The sequence below is a fragment of the uncultured Pseudoalteromonas sp. genome (assembly GCF_963922945.1).
In the GTDB taxonomy this organism is placed as follows: Bacteria; Pseudomonadota; Gammaproteobacteria; order Enterobacterales; family Alteromonadaceae; genus Pseudoalteromonas.
The window spans coordinates 1-17,913 of record NZ_CAWUKC010000078.1 but is presented as its reverse complement, the minus strand read 5'-3'; the positions used below and the strand labels follow the sequence as shown (position 1 = coordinate 17,913).

Sequence of the window (17,913 nt, the reverse complement as noted above, 5' to 3'; positions counted from 1 at the left end):
TTTAAGAGCCATAATATCTAATCTAAAAAAATTTGCGCCAGTATAGCGCAATTAAGTGAATTGCCAGTTAAAATAACGGCAAATTATATGTTAGGAGTTAAAAATGGCTATCCAGTGGTTCCCTGGGCGCTTGCATTAACTTCCATCAGCATACGCAGAAAGAATTTTGTATAAATAAAATCAGTGGTTTGTCGTTATTTCATTCCGCCACATTCCGCATGATGATTACTAAATCCGAACCATTCAGTACCCCACTCAGTACCCCCAGCTTTAAAAATACTATATACTCATGTGATTAACTGAATATATGGGTTATTCGAAATATGCGTTTAACTGATCGCAAGATAAAATCAATTATAGCCACAGGCAAAGAACAAACCTTTTCAGATGGTAATTGCTTAGTGTTGCGCGTTAGGGCGAATGGGACTAAATCTTGGCGGTTTAAATATACAGTTAATAAAAAAGTTACCAAAATTTCTTTAGGTGCTTATCCTGCTGTTACTCTAGCTGAAGCCAGAAGTGTGGCAGTAAACTATATGCAGCTTTTAGCTAAAGGCACTGACCCTAAAGAATACGAAAGTGCGAAAAAGCTTGAAGCAAGTAGGAAGCTAGCTAATACATTTTATGCTGCCGCAGAGCTTTGGTTTGAACGCAAACAGCCTACTGTGACGCCTCATCACGCAGCTAGGGAGTGGCGAACACTTGAAATGTATATTTTTCCCAAGTTGAAAGACACACCTTTAGAAAGCATTACAGCGATTGATACTATTGAAATTCTAAGGCCACTTGAGACTGACGGTAAACACTCCACAATCAAACGTATTTGCCAAAGCTTAAACCAGATCATGGATTACTCGGTAAATCATGGATTTATCAATGCCAATCCACTAGCAAAAATTATAAAAGTATTTACCAAAAATACAGTAGAGCACATGGCTACTATTAGGCCTGAAGAACTACCTGATTTTTTAAACGCTCTGAATGGCTCACAAACCATTCAGAACAAAACTAAGCTTTTAATTTTGTGGCAACTGCACACTATGACTCGCTCAAAGGAAGCCGCTGGCACCAAGTGGACCGACATTAATGTGGAAGAGGCTGTATGGGTGATCCCAGCCGAAGAAATGAAGCGTAGAAGGGCCCACAGAGTGCCTTTAACACCCGCTACTTTAGCAATACTTGATAAAATGAGGCCGTTAAGTGGCCATCATGACTATGTATTTCCAAGTGAGCGTAATGAAAAAAGCCATGCAAGCACCTACACGGTGAATGCAGCCATCAAACGCAGCTTAGGTTATAAAAATAAGCTGGTAGCCCATGGTTTGCGCTCTGTTGCATCTACAGCCCTTCATGAGAAAGGTTACGATAGCCTTTTGATAGAAGCCTGCCTAGCCCACGCAGATGAAAATGAAACAAGAGCGGCATATAACCGTTCTGACTATTTAGAGCAACGCAGGCCAATAATGTTGTGGTGGAGTGAGTTTATTGAGCAAGCACCTAAAGACAACTATTTTTTCTAGCTGTCTTTTAGTCCATGTTCTTTCTCAATTAATTGCTCAACTAGCTGACTAAGTGTTACTTTTCTAGTTTTGGCTAATTCGTCTAATTTTAGCTTAACGTCTTCGTGCAACACTAAGCTGCATGCCTTTTTACCTTGACGTCCATCACGAAGCTTCTTTTGTTGCCACGCTTTACTAAAGTCGCTTTTAAGAAGTCTTTTAGCACCATTATCTATTATCCAAGTATCATAGGCAGCATATATAGCTAAATATATTTCCGCAGTACTTGTAGGTGAAAATCGGTAAGCCATAGGCTTGGAACTATCCCAACCAATTTTTTTAATGTAATCCCAAGCCCAACGACACTGTTCTTCATTATCTTTCTCTAACCAAGAAAAAGGTTTACGGCTACTAAATATATGACCCCAAATACCTTTTAGGTGCGCTATTAAATCTAATTTCCATTCTCTAGGTTGACGGACTCGGTCGAAGTATTTTACGACTTCACCAAACCTTTCCATTGAGCTTGACGGATTGTTTTTTAAGTTGTGTTCAGAATAAAAATGAACGTACTGGGGCTGATTTTCTTGTGTCTGGAGGGTTAATGGGTGATTTGGGTATGCGGCATAGCTATATAAATAGATAGAAGCCCAGACAAAGTAACATGCACGCTCATCATCTTTAAACCAACTAAATTCATCTAAAGGTAATAGAGACTGCTTGGCTTCATCAATTAAGGATAAAGCCATTTGGTCTTTTTCTTTTTGCTCGATCTCTTGTGATGCAATAAATTCGTTAATAACTCTTGCACCTTCGACTGGACTTTCAAAGTTTGTATTGAGTTGAAGTACCCGAAAACAGGAATCAATGAAACGGTCGTCTTTTCCCTCTATTTGGCTCACACCCCTGAATTTGATCATAATAATCCATTACTAAGTAATATTTGCAGTGATGCTTAGTGTAGTTTACTTGTCGGTTTTATAATAGCTTTATAGTGGTTTTTAAGTTGATTTATAGTGGTTTTCATGTGGTTGATATGTATTGTATGCTATGGTTTATAAGGCTTGTAATGCATTTTTAACTTCAGAGTGATTTTAAATATGCAAAGCAACTCCTCAGTAATGCGTTAATGAAATTAGTCATCACAAACTAAGCTGGTTTTCTTAGTGTTAATTTCGGTTTGGTAATATTAATTAGAGTTACTAGTAACGAGGTCATTATCACAACAAATACAAATTAAAAAACTACAACTCATGCACCTGATATGAACCAATACATAACAGGAGAAAGTTAATGAATAATCCAGCACAATACCCAGTAACTACCAACCCTACCTACAAGCAATATCAAATACTCGCCAGAGACAATCAGCCCTTAGTTATTCCCTACTTAGATGCAATTGAAAAGGTAATAAATGCTGCATGCGCTGAGCATAAAAGAACGTTTGCAGTGAGAATTGATTTAAGACTACCTGCTTATTCAAATACGATTAATTTAGATGGCAACAAAGTGTGTACTCGGTTTGTTGCCTCCCTTGATGCGCAGATTAAAGCTGATACAAAACGTAAAGCTCGTGTGGGTAAAACTCCACATTCATGCAATATTAGGCATATTTGGTCTAGGGAGCAGAACACTGCCCACCACCAGCATTATCATTGTGTGCTGTTTTTCAATAAGGATAGGTATCACTGTACTGGAAAGATTAGTTTTGAGAGTGATAATCTATTTACTCGAATAGTTAAGGCTTGGGCGAGTGCGTTGAGCTTACCGTTGGATGAAACGATGCAATTAGTACATTTACCAAATAATGCACACTACTATCTTGATGGCAACAAGCCGAAATTTGTTGAAGACTATCATGCTCTATATTATCGACTGAGTTACCTCGCAAAGCTTAATACGAAACAATATGGTTCAGGGCAGCGTTGTTTTGGTTATAGTCAGAGGTAATATTTTAATTAAGACCTGTACTTCTCAATATTTGTTCTAACGTCCTTTTGAGACCTTCAACTAGCTAAATAAGCTTAAACCCTTAGTATATAAGGGATGGCAAGTTCCCAAAATACCATTATGAGAACTTGCCTTTAGTCGAAAAATATATTTATATGGCTGAGATGTTTTTGTTTATTTTTAAGATTGTAATTTAATAGGGGTGTGTATGCTTAGTTGGATAAAGGGAGTTTTCGAGCACCTTAAAGGGTTGTGGGGAAAAGTGCCTGATGAAAATAAAGAAGAGATCTTTGATAGGGTTGTAGATGCTGCTGCTGAAATGTTTAAGCAATTTTACCGTGCGTCTAAACAGGCTGAAAGTACAGATGCGGAGAAGAGTAATGGCTAAATTAATTTCGTTAACAGATTTAAAAACATTTATGCTTTCTGCTCGAGAAAATCATTTAGTTCCAATAAAAAAAACATCAAAGACTGTAGAAGCTAAACTAACTACTAGTAGAGCACTTTCTGGCAACAAGGCAAAACTACTTTCTGAGGAATTGGTGTCTATTGCTAATAGCCCAGAGGTACTTAAAGAGGTCAGTATTATTTTGGGGACACCAAGAGCTTCTGAAACAGAAGAGCAATTTGTTGATAGAGGAAAAGAAGTTTTAAGAGCGGTATTAAAATCGAAAATTATTTCTATCTAGTTATTCCATTCTTTGACAATAAATAGGGCGCACTTTAAAGTGCGCCCTATTTACTTTAATCAAACAAACTAGCAATGCCAGCAACTACTCCACCAGCTACCGCCATAGGGATTGTAACAGGCGCAGACGCGACACCTGCACCAATTACTATTGCACCGGATGTAAGCGCTCCAGCGGCTGCACCGGAGCCTATAGCCACGGCTGTTCTGCTTACGCTAGAATCATTACTGCCAGTTATCTGTTTAGATAGCTCATTACCAACTAAGCCGCACGAAACAGCTTTATCTAAAGACATAATGCCTTCCTTTTAATTAAGTAAAACCAGCGCCAGAATGACGCTACTAAAGGTTATAGCTCTAGTTCTTCAAAGTCTTTGTCTATTTCCTCCTGTGTTATGCCTATATAACGAAGTGTTGTTGCTTCGGAGCTATGGCGAAGCATTTTCATTACTCGGGCGATGTCGTGGGTTTTCTGATACAAGTGATAACCGCGTGTTTTACGCATTGAGTGAGTACCTAAATGAATGTTTAGTTCTTCACCAACTAGCGCAAATGCTTTTGTAACCGCTCTACGAGATAGCGGTTTAGGCTTTGAGTTAATTGCTTGTTGATTTCGGTATGATTGAAATAAGTAGATGTGGTGTGGATGAGTAAGCTTAATTTCGTTGATTAAGGTAAGTGCCTTATCATTTAGCTTTATTTCAGCTAATTTCGAGGTCTTTGACTCGTAAATAATTAACCTATCGTTATTTATGTCAGTGAACTTCACTGCAAGTAAGTCAGATATTCTAAGCGCGAGATTTAAGCCAATGTTCCATATTTGGCTCATTTGTCTTGAGCAACGCTTTTCTAGTAAATAGCTAACGAGCCTTACTGTATCAAGATTTTTAACTGCTTGTACTTCAGCCATAAAACCTCCCTTTATTCAGTTGTAACCGTAACCTGATAACAACCTGTGTTGTAGTAATCAACAAAGTTCGAAATAAACAAAGCTAACAGCTCTTCACCTTCCCTAGTATTCAACCAACCTGCTAAAAAGTGATAAACCTGCTTAATACTAAAGCACACATCAATTTCTTTTATCAGTTCAGGGGTATGACGGCCCTGATACGAAAAGTCAGTAATATAAACAAGCTGCCAGCTGGTGGCCTGCTTTTCTAACCTAACCTCTACAGGGTGAAAGCCACCAGCTTCAGGACTGTAATCTGGATCTCTAAAGTTTAGAGTAACCGCCTTTGTCCCACCTACAGAATCACCTCTCTCAATAACTGCACTTACAATCACATCAATAAAAGAGTCAGGCACTTTTAAGCCTGGTACTTGCTCTATTTGTAACGCCATATCTAACTCCTTTTAAATTAAGCCATGCTCAGCAAATGAATACGTGCTTTCGCCAATAATGATGTGATCAAGCACAGATACATCAATTAGATTAAGTGCCTGCTGTAATTTGGTAGTAATAAGCTTGTCTGCTTGAGAGGGCGTAGTAACGCCCGAAGGGTGGTTATGCGCCAATATAACGGATGCAGCATTAAGCTCCAGCACCTCTTTAACAACTTCCCTAGGGTAAACGCTGGCAGCGTTAATAGTGCCTCTAAATAGCTCTTTAAACTCCAGTATACGGTTCTGACTATCTAAAAACAGTACGGCAAATACTTCATGTTCATGTATCGCGAGTTTATGTTTTAAGTACTCTTCGCAATCATTAGGGCTATTTAAAACGCCATCTCTAAACTGCTTTTGAGCGATTATGTATGCAGCTGCTTCAAGTATTTGCTCATCATTTACGGGGTGTTTAAATTCATATAACGACTGTTGACCTTGCATTGTAAATTCCTCTTAAGTGGTTCATGCAAGTTAGTGATGTATATGTGTAAGTTTTTGTTTGAAGAGCATAAAAAAATACTGACCCCGGAAAGGTTATGTACTAATAACCAACCGGAGAAACTCCATGCGTTTAATCAAATTAAAAGAAGTTATTCAAAAAACATCACTTGGCCATTCAAGTATTTATAAGTTTATTTCTGAAGGCACATTTCCAAAGCAAGTATCGCTTGGTGCTAAGTCGGTAGCTTGGTTAGAGTCTGAAGTTGATGATTGGATAATGGATAGATTAGGGGAAAGGGGGTAACTAAACTCACAACTGCTTTTTAACTTCTATACAAAAAATAACTCAAAGCTCGGGTTTAATACCCGAGCTTCTATGCCGCAATAGCCAAAAGCTATAATAAAAGCGTTTTTAGCATTAAATTGACCATTCCGCAATTTTCTCATATGCTGATTTTGTTCACAATTAGAGAAAAATCAATGGGTGACGAAATACTAACAATCCAAGAGCTTGCAGAATACCTAAAGCTCAATGAGAAAACAGCTTATCGCTTAGCGGGTGAAGGTAAACTGCCAGGCTTTAAAGTCGGTGGTTCATGGCGTTTTAAACGTGAAGATATAGAGCAATGGATAGAGCAAAAAAAACAAGGAAAGTGAATGAAGATAATAGATAATGTTAATAGTTTATTTGGTGACGATCTAAAAGAAACAATTCAACCAGGCGATAAACTAAGAATCGCTGCGTCTTGCTTCTCTATCTATGCCTATGAAGCTTTAAAAGATGAGTTAGCGAATATTGATGAACTAGAATTTATATTCACGTCACCAGCTTTTGTTCCTAGCTCTGTTACCGATAAAGTTCGAAAAGAGCGTCGTGAATTTTTTATTCCTCAAGATAAGAGTAATCAGACCGAGTCGAGCCTCTATGGGACCGAATTTGAGATCCAACTGCGAAATAAATTAAACCAAAAAGCCATAGCTAAAGAATGTGCAAATTGGATACGAAAAAAAGCCACGTTCAAATCAAACATAACTGCTGCACCAATGCAGCAGTTTAGTGTCGTTGATGGAAGTAAGCCCTCGGCCTACATGCCTATAAATGGCTTTACTGCTGTTGATCTTGGTTATCAAAAAGGAAATGCGGTATCTAATTTTGTTCATAAAATTGATGACAATATAATGTCGAATCAATACGTTCAGCTTTTTGAGCAAATTTGGCAAGACACAGGTAAAGTAAAAGAAGTAACAGATTCAATTACTGAGCATATCGAATCAATTTATCAAGAAAATGCCCCAGAACGAGTTTATTTCTTGATGCTATATAATCTTTTTCATGAGTTTTTAGATGACTTGAACGAGGATAACTTACCTAACGAGCGTGTAGGCCATTTAGATACGCTTGTTTGGAATAAACTATTTAACTATCAAAAAGATGCTTCAACTGGGCTTATCAATAAACTAGAGCAATATAACGGTTGTATCTTAGCTGACTCGGTCGGTTTAGGTAAAACTTTTACAGCCTTAGCTGTTATTAAATATTACGAGTTAAGGAACAAAGACGTCTTAGTATTATGCCCAAAAAAATTAGCAGATAACTGGCTTAATTATAATCGAAATTTAAATACTAACATCTTTGCAAAAGACAGATTTCACTATGATGTTTTGTGCCATACCGATATTGATAGAACTAGCGGGGAGTCTTTTGGAACACCTCTAAATAGAGTTAATTGGGGTAACTATGACTTAGTTGTTATTGATGAATCGCATAACTTTAGAAATGATAACCCTGTAAAAGACCGCGAAACACGTTATCAAAAGCTGATGCGAAAAGTCGTGCGAGATGGTAAAAAAACTAAAGTATTAATGTTATCGGCTACGCCTGTTAATAATAAATTTACGGATTTAAAAAACCAGTTAGCGCTAGCTTATGAAGGTAATCAAAAAGAGTTAACAGATAAGCTAAGAACAACCAAATCGATTGATACTATTTTTAAAAATGCTCAACGAGCATTTAATGAATGGGCAAAGCTAGAGCCAGAAGAAAGAACTCCATCTGCTATATTAAGTAGTCTTGAATTTGATTTTTTTGAATTATTAGATGCTGTAACCATTGCTCGCTCTCGTAAGCATATACAAACATTTTACGATACTACTGATATTGGTAAGTTTCCCACCAGAAGGAAACCATTATCGTTTCATTGCCCGTTGACTCATAAAGCTGACGTCATTTCATTGAACGAAATATTCACTCAGCTTAAATTACTTAAGTTATCTGTTTATGCACCGGTTAGTTACATCCTGCCTAGTAGGCTAAAAAAGTATGAAGAGCAATACGATACAGAAGTAGATGGGGGTAAAGGTAAGTTACGTCAAGTAGATAGAGAGAAAAGCCTAGTTGCATTAATGACGACCAATTTACTTAAGCGTTTAGAAAGTTCAGTTGAAGCATTTAGGCTCACATTACAAAGTTTATATGACAATCACGCCAATACCTTAGCAGCTATTCAAGCCTTTTATGATAACGATGGTGTCACTGAAATTGATGACTTTGCAGGTGCCATGGCGGCAATTGATGCTGAAGATGATGAAATGTTGTCATTTCAAGAAATGGAAATTGGCAACAAGATCAAAATAAAACTAATGGATATGGACCTCCCATCTTGGCAACAAGACTTAAATGGCGATATAGAAATTATAGGTGCCTTATTAAATGAAATGAAAGCTATTACTCCAGAGTACGACGCTAAGCTTCAGCATCTAAAACAGCACGTGTTAGATAAAATAGAAAACCCAATAAACCCAAATAATAAAAAGATTATTATCTTTACAGCCTTTGCCGACACCGCCGAGTATTTATATAATAATTTAGCTAATGATCTGTTTCAAACTAAGCAGCTTCATACAGCAAGGATAACAGGCCAAGGTAATCCTAAAAGTACAATTAGGCCACGTAAAAAAGGTTATGACATTCAAGAGTGTCTTACCCTTTTCTCACCACGCTCAAAAGAAAAGCATTTAGTGCTGCCCAATGAGCCAGCAGAAATAGCTCTATTAATTGCTACAGACTGCATTTCAGAGGGCCAAAATCTACAAGATTGTGATTACCTTATTAATTACGATATACATTGGAATCCTGTACGTATTATTCAGCGATTTGGCCGTGTGGACCGTATTGGCTCACCAAACGACTCAATCCAACTTGCAAACTATTGGCCAGATATATCGTTAGACGAATATATTAACTTAAAAGAGCGCGTAGAAAGCCGTATGACCATTGTTGATGTTACCGCAACGGGTGACGACAATGTACTCAGCGCCAAAGCTAACGATGTGAGCTACCGTAAAGATCAGCTTAAACGCTTGCAAGAGGAAGTCATTGAACTCGAAGATGTTAAAACGGGCATATCAATCACAGATCTTGGCTTAAATGAATTTAGAATGGACTTACTTAATTATGTAAAAGAGCAAGGTGAGCCAAGAGGTGTGCCTAATGGCATGCATGCAGTTGTACCGAGCAACCAAAACTTAGGTTTAAAGCCAGGTGTTATATTCACACTTAGAAACATAAATAATAGTGTCAATATAGATCAAAAAAACCGCTTACACCCTTATTACCTCGTTTATATCAGCGATACTGGCGAAGTGATAGCCAATCATGCGGAAGTAAAAAGATTATTAGATTTAGTTCGTACATCCTGCAAAGGAGTTAATGAGCCTATAACCGAAGTGTGTAACCTATTTAATGAACTCACTAACGACGGCAAAGAAATGGATAAATATTCACAACTGCTATCAGACACTATACGTTCAATTATTGAGGTGAAAGAAGAGCAAGACATCGACAGTTTATTTATTGGTGGCGAAACAACTGCGCTTATCAACACGGTCCAAGGGCTTGAGGATTTTGAGTTGATCAATTTCTTAGTGATACAAGAGCATGTAGAAGTAAACTCTATTAAAAAAGGGTCGTTCAATGTTTAACACCATTTTTTACAAGTACCCTAAAAGTACCGAAGTTAATAGAGTACTACCAAAAAACAAGCTTTATGACCAAGGTAAAGTCAACTCAGCTATTCGAGAGCTATTTGTAACTCAAGTTGAGAAAATTACCTGGGCAAATAAACTCTCGCCTCAAACCCTTAACATTGAGGCCCATGAACAAATAAAAGAAATTCAGATTTTTAAAGTTGTGCTCAAAGGCGAAGAGCTAAGTGAAGAAGTGTTACTAACCATAGACAAAGCAATACAGCACCCCATTATTTTTGAAGTAACTACTCATAGCCAACATATGAGAGCAACTGCTTGCTTCAAGATGGTAGGAGCGAGTGGTAGTGTTACATTATCAGAATATTACAGTTCAAGTTGGCAAAAACGTATAGAAAATAGTAACTCAGAGTCAACGAGTACTGATAATCGTCAAAATTTACCGTTAACGCTAAACATTAAAGCGCTCTACGAGCAATTATTAGCATCATTGTTACCTTATCCGTTAAAAGAGCATGAGACTTTTCCAGAGCTCATAAAGCGGATAGACGCCATTAAGATGCTTAACAAGCAGCAACAGCAAATAACTAAGAAACTCAGTAACGAGAAGCAATTTAAAAACAAAGTAAAAATTAATGCTGAGTTAAAAAAAATTAAACAAGAGTTAAAGCAACTCACACCTTCTGTTTAGCAAGAATTAAAGAGTTTACAAGGAATAACCATGGACAAGTTAAAAATGCATTCACCTGACTTATCACAGGGCAACATAGAAAAAATCAGGGATTTATTTCCTAATTGCATTACGGAAGCGACTGATGATATCGGTAACTTAAAATTGACTGTAGATTTTAACCAGCTAAAACAAGAGTTATCCGATTCGATAGTCGAAGGCCCACAGGAGCGCTATCAGCTTAATTGGCCAGGTAAACGTGAAGCATTGTTAACGGCCAATGCGCCAATAGCGAAAACTTTGCGACCTTGCCGCGAAGAAAGTGTCAACTTTGATAAAACCGAAAATTTGTTTATTGAGGGGGATAATTTAGAGGCCCTCAAGCTTTTACAGGAAACTTACCTTGGTAAAGTGAAAATGATTTATATTGATCCTCCGTATAATACTGGTAAGGATTTTATTTATAAAGATGATTTTGCCGAGAGCTCTGACTCTTACCTATATAAAAGTAATCAAGTAGATGAAGGGAAAAATAAATTAGTAACCAATCAAGATTCTAATGGTAGGTTTCACTCTGATTGGTTAACAATGATGTACTCAAGAATAAAACTTGCCCATAGGTTGCTAAAAGATAATGGGGTTATTTTTATTTCAATTGATGATGAAGAATATTCAAACCTTAAGCAAATATGTGATGAAATTTTTGGTGAAGCAAACTTTATGGAATCATTTGTTTGGGTGAAAAAAACAGCTCCCAATAATGTAGTTGTAGGCTCAGTACATGAATATGTACTGATGTATACAAAAGACTATACAAAAACAGAGTTATATTTATTGCCTAGAGATCCATTAAAAGATAAAGATTATAAAAACCCAGATAACGATCCTAGAGGTAGATGGAAACCTGATAATATCACAGCTGCCGCAAAGGGAGGTAGGGCGACACCAAGCTTACTCTATACGGTAGTAAACCCAAATACAGGCCAAGAACATTTACCCCCCGAAGGAAGAATGTGGGCAGTTCCAACAGATGTTATGAATAAAAAAATTGAAGAGGGTAGCGTTTATTGGGGTAAAAATGGAGATGGCCGCCCTATGGATAAGAGGTTTTTATCCCAGACGCGAGCAGGGACTGTCGCTTCAACTCTGTTAAACGATGTTGGTTCAAATAGTTCTGCATCAAAAGAATTAGCTAAAATTTTCGATGGAAAAGTAGTATTTGAAACCCCAAAACCAACGAGCCTAATTCAGCGATTATTAAGAATTGCAACTAAAGAAGATGATATTGTATTGGATTTTTTTGCAGGATCAGCAGCAACGGGACACTCAGTACTTTCATTGAACAAAGAAGATGGCGGTACAAGAAAATTTATATTAGTCCAACTTCATGAGGTGTGTAAAGAAGGCTCTGATCCTTATAAAGCTGGTTTCAATACAATTCCCGAGGTTTCAAAAGAAAGATTAAGAAGAGTTGGCAGTGAGCTTTCGAATAACGAAGCCGAGATCACGTCGATTGGAGATAATGGCTTTAGAGTATTAAAAATTGATACTTCAAATATGAGCGACGTGTTTTATAATCCAGGCGTTATTAATCAAGAAGATATGTTTGCGCAAATTGAAAACATCAAAGAAGGTCGCACTGACGAAGATCTATTATTTCAAGTGTTATTAGACTGGGGCGTTGGGCTAACTTTACCTATTACACAGCAAAAAATTGAGGCTAAAGATGTATTCTTTGTTAATGCAGACGATGAAGGAGAAAATGCAGATTTAATCGCTTGTTTTGGCAAGGATATCTCAAATGAACTTATTAAAACGCTTGCAGAAAAACAGCCTTTACGTGTGGTATTCAGAGATGATGGTTTTGTTAACGACTCAGTAAAAATTAATGTTGAACAGATATTTAAACAAATATCACCAATGACCGATGTTAAATCAATTTAAGGGAGCAACAATTAATGAAACTTAATTTTAAGCCCCTTGATTACCAACAAAAGTCGGTGCAATCGGTTGTAGATTGCTTTAAAGGTCAGCCAAACATAAAAAGTATTCAGTATCGTATTGACCCTGGCCTAGTAAAGAGAGGGCAAACTCAAAATGCTAATTTTGATGAAGAGGGTTTTAAAAACTCAGCTATCCAGCTGTCGTCAGAACAGTTGCTAGAAAATATTCACGACGTACAAAAAGCACAGAACTTACCGTTGTCTGACGGCTTAATGTACTTTACAGATGATAAAGGAAAAAAATTAAAAGGTAAGTATAAGCCTGGTGCCGATATTAATTTAGATATTGAAATGGAAACCGGCACGGGTAAAACCTATTGTTATATTAAAACTATTTTTGAGCTCAATAAGCAGTATGGCTGGTCAAAATTTATTATTAGTGTACCAACGATTGCTATACGAGAAGGAGCGCACAAATCATTAGAGGTAACGGCGGATCATTTTAATCAAATTTATAATAAAAAAATTAGGTTTTTCACCTACAACTCTAAAGATTTACACAAGATAGAAAGTTTTTCGTCTGACTCTGGTATAAACGTGATGATTATTAATATTCAAGCGTTTAATGCCACAGGTGCTGATAACCGTAGAATATATGAAGAGCTAGATGATTTTCAAAGCCGTCGTCCCATTGATGTTATTAGTGCTAACAGGCCGATATTGATCTTGGATGAGCCTCAAAAAATGGAAGGTAAGGCCACACAGGAGTCTTTACCGCGTTTTAATCCATTATTTATTCTGCGCTATTCTGCTACTCATAAAACAGTTCATAACAAGATTCATCGCCTTGATGCATTAGATGCTTATAATCAAAAGCTGGTGAAGCGTATATCAGTTCGTGGTATTAAAACCAATGGTTTAGCAGGCACTAATGCTTACCTTTATCTTGAGCAAATAGAAATATCTAAAAAGGCACCTGTAGCGCGTTTAGAGATAGAGCAAAAATTAAAGTCTGGCAGTATAGTTCGCAAAATCATTAAAGTGCATAAGGGCGATCGACTTATCGATTTATCTAATGGCCTTGCTGAATATGATGGCTTTGTCGTTTCTGAAATAAACGCAGTTACTGATACCGTAGAGTTTTTAAATGGTCAAAGCATTCAGGTAGGTGTGGCGTCAAATGATATAACTGAAGAGGCTATGCGCCGTATTCAGATAAGAGACACCATTAAAACGCATTTAGATAAAGAGCGCCGGCTATTCAGTAAAGGAATTAAAGTATTATCACTGTTTTTTATTGACTCCGTTGTTAAATACCGAGACTACGGTCAAGATGATGAAAAAGGTGAATATGCAAGAGTGTTTGAGGAAGAATATGAAATTCTCAAACAAGAGTTTTTATCTGATTTAGCTGATGCGGACCCATATAAAAATTACTTGCTAAACTTAGATGGCACTAACACTCATGAAGGCTATTTTGCTATTGATAAAAAGAAAAAGCTCGTTGATCCTAAAGTTAAAACACGTGGTGAAGAGCGAGGCTTAGCCAATGATGAAGGTGCAACCGCGGCTTATGATCTTATCTTGAAAAATAAAGAGCAATTATTAAGTTTTAATGAGCCTAAGCGATTTATATTTTCTCACTCTGCTTTGCGCGAAGGATGGGATAACCCCAACGTTTTTGTGATATGTATGCTTAAACATGCCGACTACGATAACGTTGTATCACGCCGACAGGAAGTAGGCCGTGGTTTACGCATTGCAGTTAACCAGCAGGGTGAAAGGCAAGATCACCCTGCCACAGTTCATGAAACTAATGTACTTACCGTTGTAGCCAACGAAGGCTTTGGAGATTTTGTAAAAGGCTTGCAAAGCGATATTGCAGAATCACTATCGGCACGACCTAAAAAAGCAGACAAATCATATTTTGCGAATAAAATTATTAAAACAGACGATGGTGATTTAGCTATTACTGATGAAATGGCTAAAGCTATTGAGCGTTACTTAATTAAAAATGACTATACCGACGATAATGATGAAATAACTGATCTTTACCATAAAGAATTGAAAGAAGGTGAACTCGGTAAACTACCTGAGTTGTTAGTTCCCTTCACAGATCAGGTTATAGAATTAATTAATGGCGTGTTTAGTCAAGCACAGATGCCTGAAATTACAGATGACCGTAAACCTAAATCAAATGTATTGAATGCTAACTTTGATAAAAAGTCGTTCCAAAAACTTTGGAGTAAAATCAACCGTAAAGCAGTATACCAAGTTAACTTTGACTCTAATGAATTAGTTAAAAATGCAGTAGTTGCAATCAATCAAAATTTATATGTAACCCCTCTGCAATTTACAATTGAAGTGGGCGATCAAAAAGAGCAGCTTTCTGAAAGCGAATTAAAACAAGGTAGTAGTTTTGAAGTTAGAGAAACGGATCGACAATTGCACAATACAACGGTGCAATCCTCTGTTCCTTATGACCTCTTAGGTGAAATATCAGAAGCGACTAAATTAACCCGAAAAACTATATGTGAAATTCTACAAGCAATTACACCTGAAAAGTTTGACTTATTTAAAGTTAACCCTGAACAGTTTATTAGCGAAGCGACGCGTTTAATTAATGAAGAAAAGGCAACGGCGACTATTCAGCATTTGTCTTACGATCTTATTGATGAAACTTACGATACGGATATCTTTACTCAAAATCAGGTAATAAATGATTTTAGCAAAGTCGTCGATAATCTTAAAAAACACGTCTACGATTTTGCATCTACAGACTCGAAAGTTGAACGTAAATTCATTGAAGATATGGACACCAGCAGCGATATTGAAGTTTATGCCAAACTACCAAGAGGTTTTACTATCCCGACGCCACTCGGTACAGAAGGATATAACCCTGATTGGGCAATAGCGTTTAAAGAAGGCACTGTTAAACATGTGCTATTTATTGCTGAAACAAAAGGCTCAATGTCTACTATGCAGCTCAAAAAGATTGAAGAAGCTAAAATTGAATGTGCTAAAAAGTTCTTTAAGCGATTAGAGCAAGAAGTAAAGTCTAATGATGAAGCTGAGAAAGTTAAATTCAATATGGTTGCTAGTTATGATGATTTGTTGAAAGTAACTGGGCAGAATTAAAGTCGCGTGGTGTTAGCAATAGTTATTGCACTAGCTTTAACTTAATCTGACAGTTAGCCGTTTTGTATTCGGTGACTGTCAGTCTAGTTTTGGGTAAATTCTTGTTTGTATAATTTTATGTTATTTCTCTTTAAAGTTAATAAGCCGATGCTTCAGCATCGGCTTTATACCGCAATTTTCAAAACTAATATCTAACTCCGCTTTAATTAGGTAGTAGCAACTATCATCAGACTTAAACTCATATTCATTAGCGTAAGTAGGCACGCCATTGTTAAAAATAATAGCCATATGGGGGTTGGACTATCGTGATGAACTGTGAGAAACCCAGTTCTTGTAGCATTGGCTCTAGTCGTGCTTGCTATAGGGCGTTTAAATGCTCTATAGCTACTTTCCAAGGAAGTCTTCGACCTGATAGCTTCATTTTCTCGTAGGCTTTTAATGCAGTTTCTTTCGTTACTATTTGTTGCCTAACAAGCTGCGTTATTAATGAAATAGTACCTTGTACAACAATACCTTCTTTTTCAGCTGCTTTTCTTAAAGCCATATCGCCAGTTACAAGAGGGCAGTTTTTTTGCTTAGCTAAACACAAAGCAAATATATCGTTACGACTAGCATTTAAATACAGCGGAATTAACTCCATTGCATGCATCATTGAATCAGGTGATAGCTCTTCTAAAGTTAAGCCCATAGCAGGTAAATGTGCGTGTTCTTCCTCAAGTTCTTCAACAAATAAAATGTCAGGTATGGCGAATTGATAAGGTAGCTGAAAAAGTTGGGTTAGTAGCTCACCTTCTTCCATATCTATTAATATATTGGCATCACTAATTAGTAGCTGCTGCATTAAGCACCTCTAACTTTCGTTCTTTGTGAAAGCTTGAAAGTGATACCCCTAATAGCTCAGCTGCTTTAGATATACCAATGTAGTCTTCACTTAGCGCACGATATACTAGCTGCTTGTAGAGGTAAGTAACTTCATGCGGATAAGGTGCGCCAGGTTCCTGAGTACGCCAGCCCTGCTTACCAAACCAAATAAACATATTCTTTTGGGTTTGGTGTGAAATTACGCCAGACTGTGAAGCGCGATACAAAGAGGCAAGCATGCTTATGCCGTACTCATGCTTAAGCATATATAGCTCTTGCGCTTCTAGTTGAGTTCGGCTTTTACCTAAGTGTTGTATCAAGCTAGTGCTTGGTAATAAAAAAGCCCCTGCGAAGTGATTACATGCCTTTTCTTCATCTAGCTCTTCAGACAGTCGGCTGTGCAATACTAAGTGCCCCAATTCATGAGCGAGTGTAAACCGTTGACGATCACCACTTTGTGCCGTAGAGATAACAACAACAGGTAGCCCATTAATATTACCCGCTAGACCATCAAACTTTTTACTGGTTTCTACATCAGTGCAAATTATCATTACACCTTTTGATTCCAGCGTATCAATCATGTCATGAATTGGATTTAAGCCTAAACCCCATTCATTGCGCATAGTGGTGGCTACACCTTCTAGCTGCTCATATGAATTAATCACATCGGGTAATGTACTTGGTAGTGAAAATGGCGTAATAGGTTTAATCGAGTCTGGATAAAAGTTTAAAAGTTCTTGCCAGCGCTCAGCCTGATCTAAAACATCACCATTTATACGATCTAAAATTTTCTGTGGTGTGCTTGCACGCTTACGATATTCCACACCTTCTAACTTTACTTTTATAGGACGGAAAAAGTATTCAGTGCGCACTTCAAGTACGCTTGCAAGCTTTAATAAATTAGAAGAAGACGGCATAGCAGTACCATGCTCATATTTTTTTATAGCATTGGCGGATACACCAACTGCGGTAGCTAGTGCTTGCATTGATAGGCCTGAGGCTTTTCGGGCACGAGTGAATCGTTCAGCAAACATGTGTATGTACCTCGTGGTTTATAAAATTAATCTATTTGTCGCAAATATAAACCATTGGTGTATTTTTGTCCATAAACATAAATTGTACTTATGTAGTTGAGATATACTACTGGTTTTATTTTTACGAGAAGTTTAAAGGGATTATGTAGTAAACTAGGAGTCATTAGTTGAGGTGATAAATCGAAATTATTCACCCAGTACCCCACACAGTACCCCATGGTGTTATGGGTTGAAATAAAAGGTTTACATATCAAATGAGTAGAGCAGGAATACAGTGGTTCCCTGGGCACATGAATAAAGCCCGTAATGAGATTAAAGA

17 protein-coding genes are annotated in these 17,913 nt (G+C 37.3%); 10 read left to right on the top strand and 7 right to left on the bottom strand.

Going from position 1 to position 17,913, the window contains the following annotated elements; all coding sequences use genetic code 11:
- Window positions 1-323: 323 nt before the first annotated feature.
- Window positions 324-1,520 carry a tyrosine-type recombinase/integrase gene (locus AABI99_RS14505; RefSeq protein ID WP_338366608.1) on the top strand — a complete coding sequence of 399 codons (1,197 nt, stop codon included), beginning with the start codon at window positions 324-326 and terminating at the stop codon, window positions 1,518-1,520.
- Here the strand turns inward: AABI99_RS14505 and AABI99_RS14500 are convergent.
- Window positions 1,517-2,419: a hypothetical protein gene (locus AABI99_RS14500; RefSeq protein WP_338366607.1), complete on the bottom strand. Its 903-nt coding sequence runs from the start codon at window positions 2,417-2,419 to the stop codon at window positions 1,517-1,519. The genes AABI99_RS14505 and AABI99_RS14500 overlap by 4 nt on opposite strands.
- Before the next feature lie 373 nt (window positions 2,420-2,792).
- Here AABI99_RS14500 and AABI99_RS14495 point away from each other — a divergent pair, with 373 nt between their 5' ends.
- The 3 genes from AABI99_RS14495 (at window position 2,793) to AABI99_RS14485 (ending at window position 4,138) form a co-directional block, all read left to right on the top strand.
- Window positions 2,793-3,449, top strand: a complete 657-nt coding sequence (locus tag AABI99_RS14495) for an inovirus Gp2 family protein (RefSeq protein WP_338366606.1) — start codon at window positions 2,793-2,795, stop codon at window positions 3,447-3,449.
- 208 nt (window positions 3,450-3,657) lie between these two features.
- Window positions 3,658-3,837, top strand: coding sequence for a hypothetical protein (locus AABI99_RS14490; protein ID WP_338366604.1), 180 nt, complete (start codon window positions 3,658-3,660; stop codon window positions 3,835-3,837).
- Entirely contained in the window at window positions 3,830-4,138 is a 309-nt protein-coding gene (locus AABI99_RS14485) for a hypothetical protein (RefSeq protein ID WP_338366602.1), read from the top strand. The genes AABI99_RS14490 and AABI99_RS14485 overlap by 8 nt, the downstream gene beginning before the upstream one ends.
- A 55-nt stretch (window positions 4,139-4,193) precedes the next feature.
- Here AABI99_RS14485 and AABI99_RS14480 read toward each other — a convergent pair whose 3' ends face one another.
- The 4 genes from AABI99_RS14480 to radC are packed head-to-tail and all read right to left on the bottom strand — an operon-like array spanning window position 4,194 to window position 5,964.
- Window positions 4,194-4,433 (bottom strand): hypothetical protein, encoded by a 240-nt coding sequence (locus AABI99_RS14480; RefSeq protein WP_338366601.1) that lies wholly within the window; start codon window positions 4,431-4,433, stop codon window positions 4,194-4,196.
- Between the two features lie 53 nt (window positions 4,434-4,486).
- On the bottom strand, window positions 4,487-5,047 hold the full coding sequence (locus tag AABI99_RS14475) for a tyrosine-type recombinase/integrase (RefSeq protein ID WP_039488704.1): 561 nt from the start codon (window positions 5,045-5,047) through the stop codon (window positions 4,487-4,489).
- Between the two features lie 11 nt (window positions 5,048-5,058).
- Window positions 5,059-5,478 (bottom strand): DUF2787 domain-containing protein, encoded by a 420-nt coding sequence (locus AABI99_RS14470; RefSeq protein WP_338366600.1) that lies wholly within the window; start codon window positions 5,476-5,478, stop codon window positions 5,059-5,061.
- 12 nt (window positions 5,479-5,490) lie between these two features.
- A complete protein-coding gene (gene radC / locus AABI99_RS14465) occupies window positions 5,491-5,964 on the bottom strand; it encodes a DNA repair protein RadC (protein WP_008128347.1) in 474 nt (157 codons plus the stop codon).
- Between the two features lie 124 nt (window positions 5,965-6,088).
- Here radC and AABI99_RS14460 point away from each other — a divergent pair, with 124 nt between their 5' ends.
- The 6 genes from AABI99_RS14460 to AABI99_RS14435 all read left to right on the top strand — a co-directional run bounded on the left by AABI99_RS14460 (window position 6,089) and on the right by AABI99_RS14435 (window position 15,699).
- On the top strand, window positions 6,089-6,268 hold the full coding sequence (locus tag AABI99_RS14460; RefSeq protein ID WP_008128348.1) for an AlpA family transcriptional regulator: 180 nt from the start codon (window positions 6,089-6,091) through the stop codon (window positions 6,266-6,268).
- Between the two features lie 176 nt (window positions 6,269-6,444).
- The gene (locus AABI99_RS14455) at window positions 6,445-6,621 is read left to right on the top strand and encodes a helix-turn-helix domain-containing protein (protein ID WP_338366597.1); all 177 of its coding nucleotides are present in this window, start codon (window positions 6,445-6,447) and stop codon (window positions 6,619-6,621) included.
- Complete coding sequence (locus AABI99_RS14450; protein WP_338366595.1) at window positions 6,622-9,945, top strand: helicase-related protein; 3,324 nt, start codon at window positions 6,622-6,624, stop codon at window positions 9,943-9,945.
- A complete protein-coding gene (locus tag AABI99_RS14445; RefSeq protein ID WP_338366594.1) occupies window positions 9,938-10,639 on the top strand; it encodes a DUF4391 domain-containing protein in 702 nt (233 codons plus the stop codon). Before AABI99_RS14450 ends, AABI99_RS14445 begins: the two co-directional genes overlap by 8 nt.
- 30 nt (window positions 10,640-10,669) lie before the next feature.
- On the top strand, window positions 10,670-12,562 hold the full coding sequence (locus tag AABI99_RS14440; RefSeq protein ID WP_338366593.1) for a site-specific DNA-methyltransferase: 1,893 nt from the start codon (window positions 10,670-10,672) through the stop codon (window positions 12,560-12,562).
- Window positions 12,563-12,576: 14 nt separating this feature from the next.
- On the top strand, window positions 12,577-15,699 hold the full coding sequence (locus tag AABI99_RS14435; RefSeq protein WP_338366591.1) for a DEAD/DEAH box helicase family protein: 3,123 nt from the start codon (window positions 12,577-12,579) through the stop codon (window positions 15,697-15,699).
- A 358-nt stretch (window positions 15,700-16,057) separates the two neighbouring features.
- On the opposite strand, the gene AABI99_RS14430 is transcribed toward AABI99_RS14435, so the two are convergent.
- A complete protein-coding gene (locus tag AABI99_RS14430; protein WP_008127170.1) occupies window positions 16,058-16,540 on the bottom strand; it encodes a PIN domain-containing protein in 483 nt (160 codons plus the stop codon).
- Window positions 16,521-17,594: an XRE family transcriptional regulator gene (locus tag AABI99_RS14425; protein ID WP_338366590.1), complete on the bottom strand. Its 1,074-nt coding sequence runs from the start codon at window positions 17,592-17,594 to the stop codon at window positions 16,521-16,523. Before AABI99_RS14425 ends, AABI99_RS14430 begins: the two co-directional genes overlap by 20 nt.
- Window positions 17,595-17,913 lie beyond the last annotated feature (319 nt).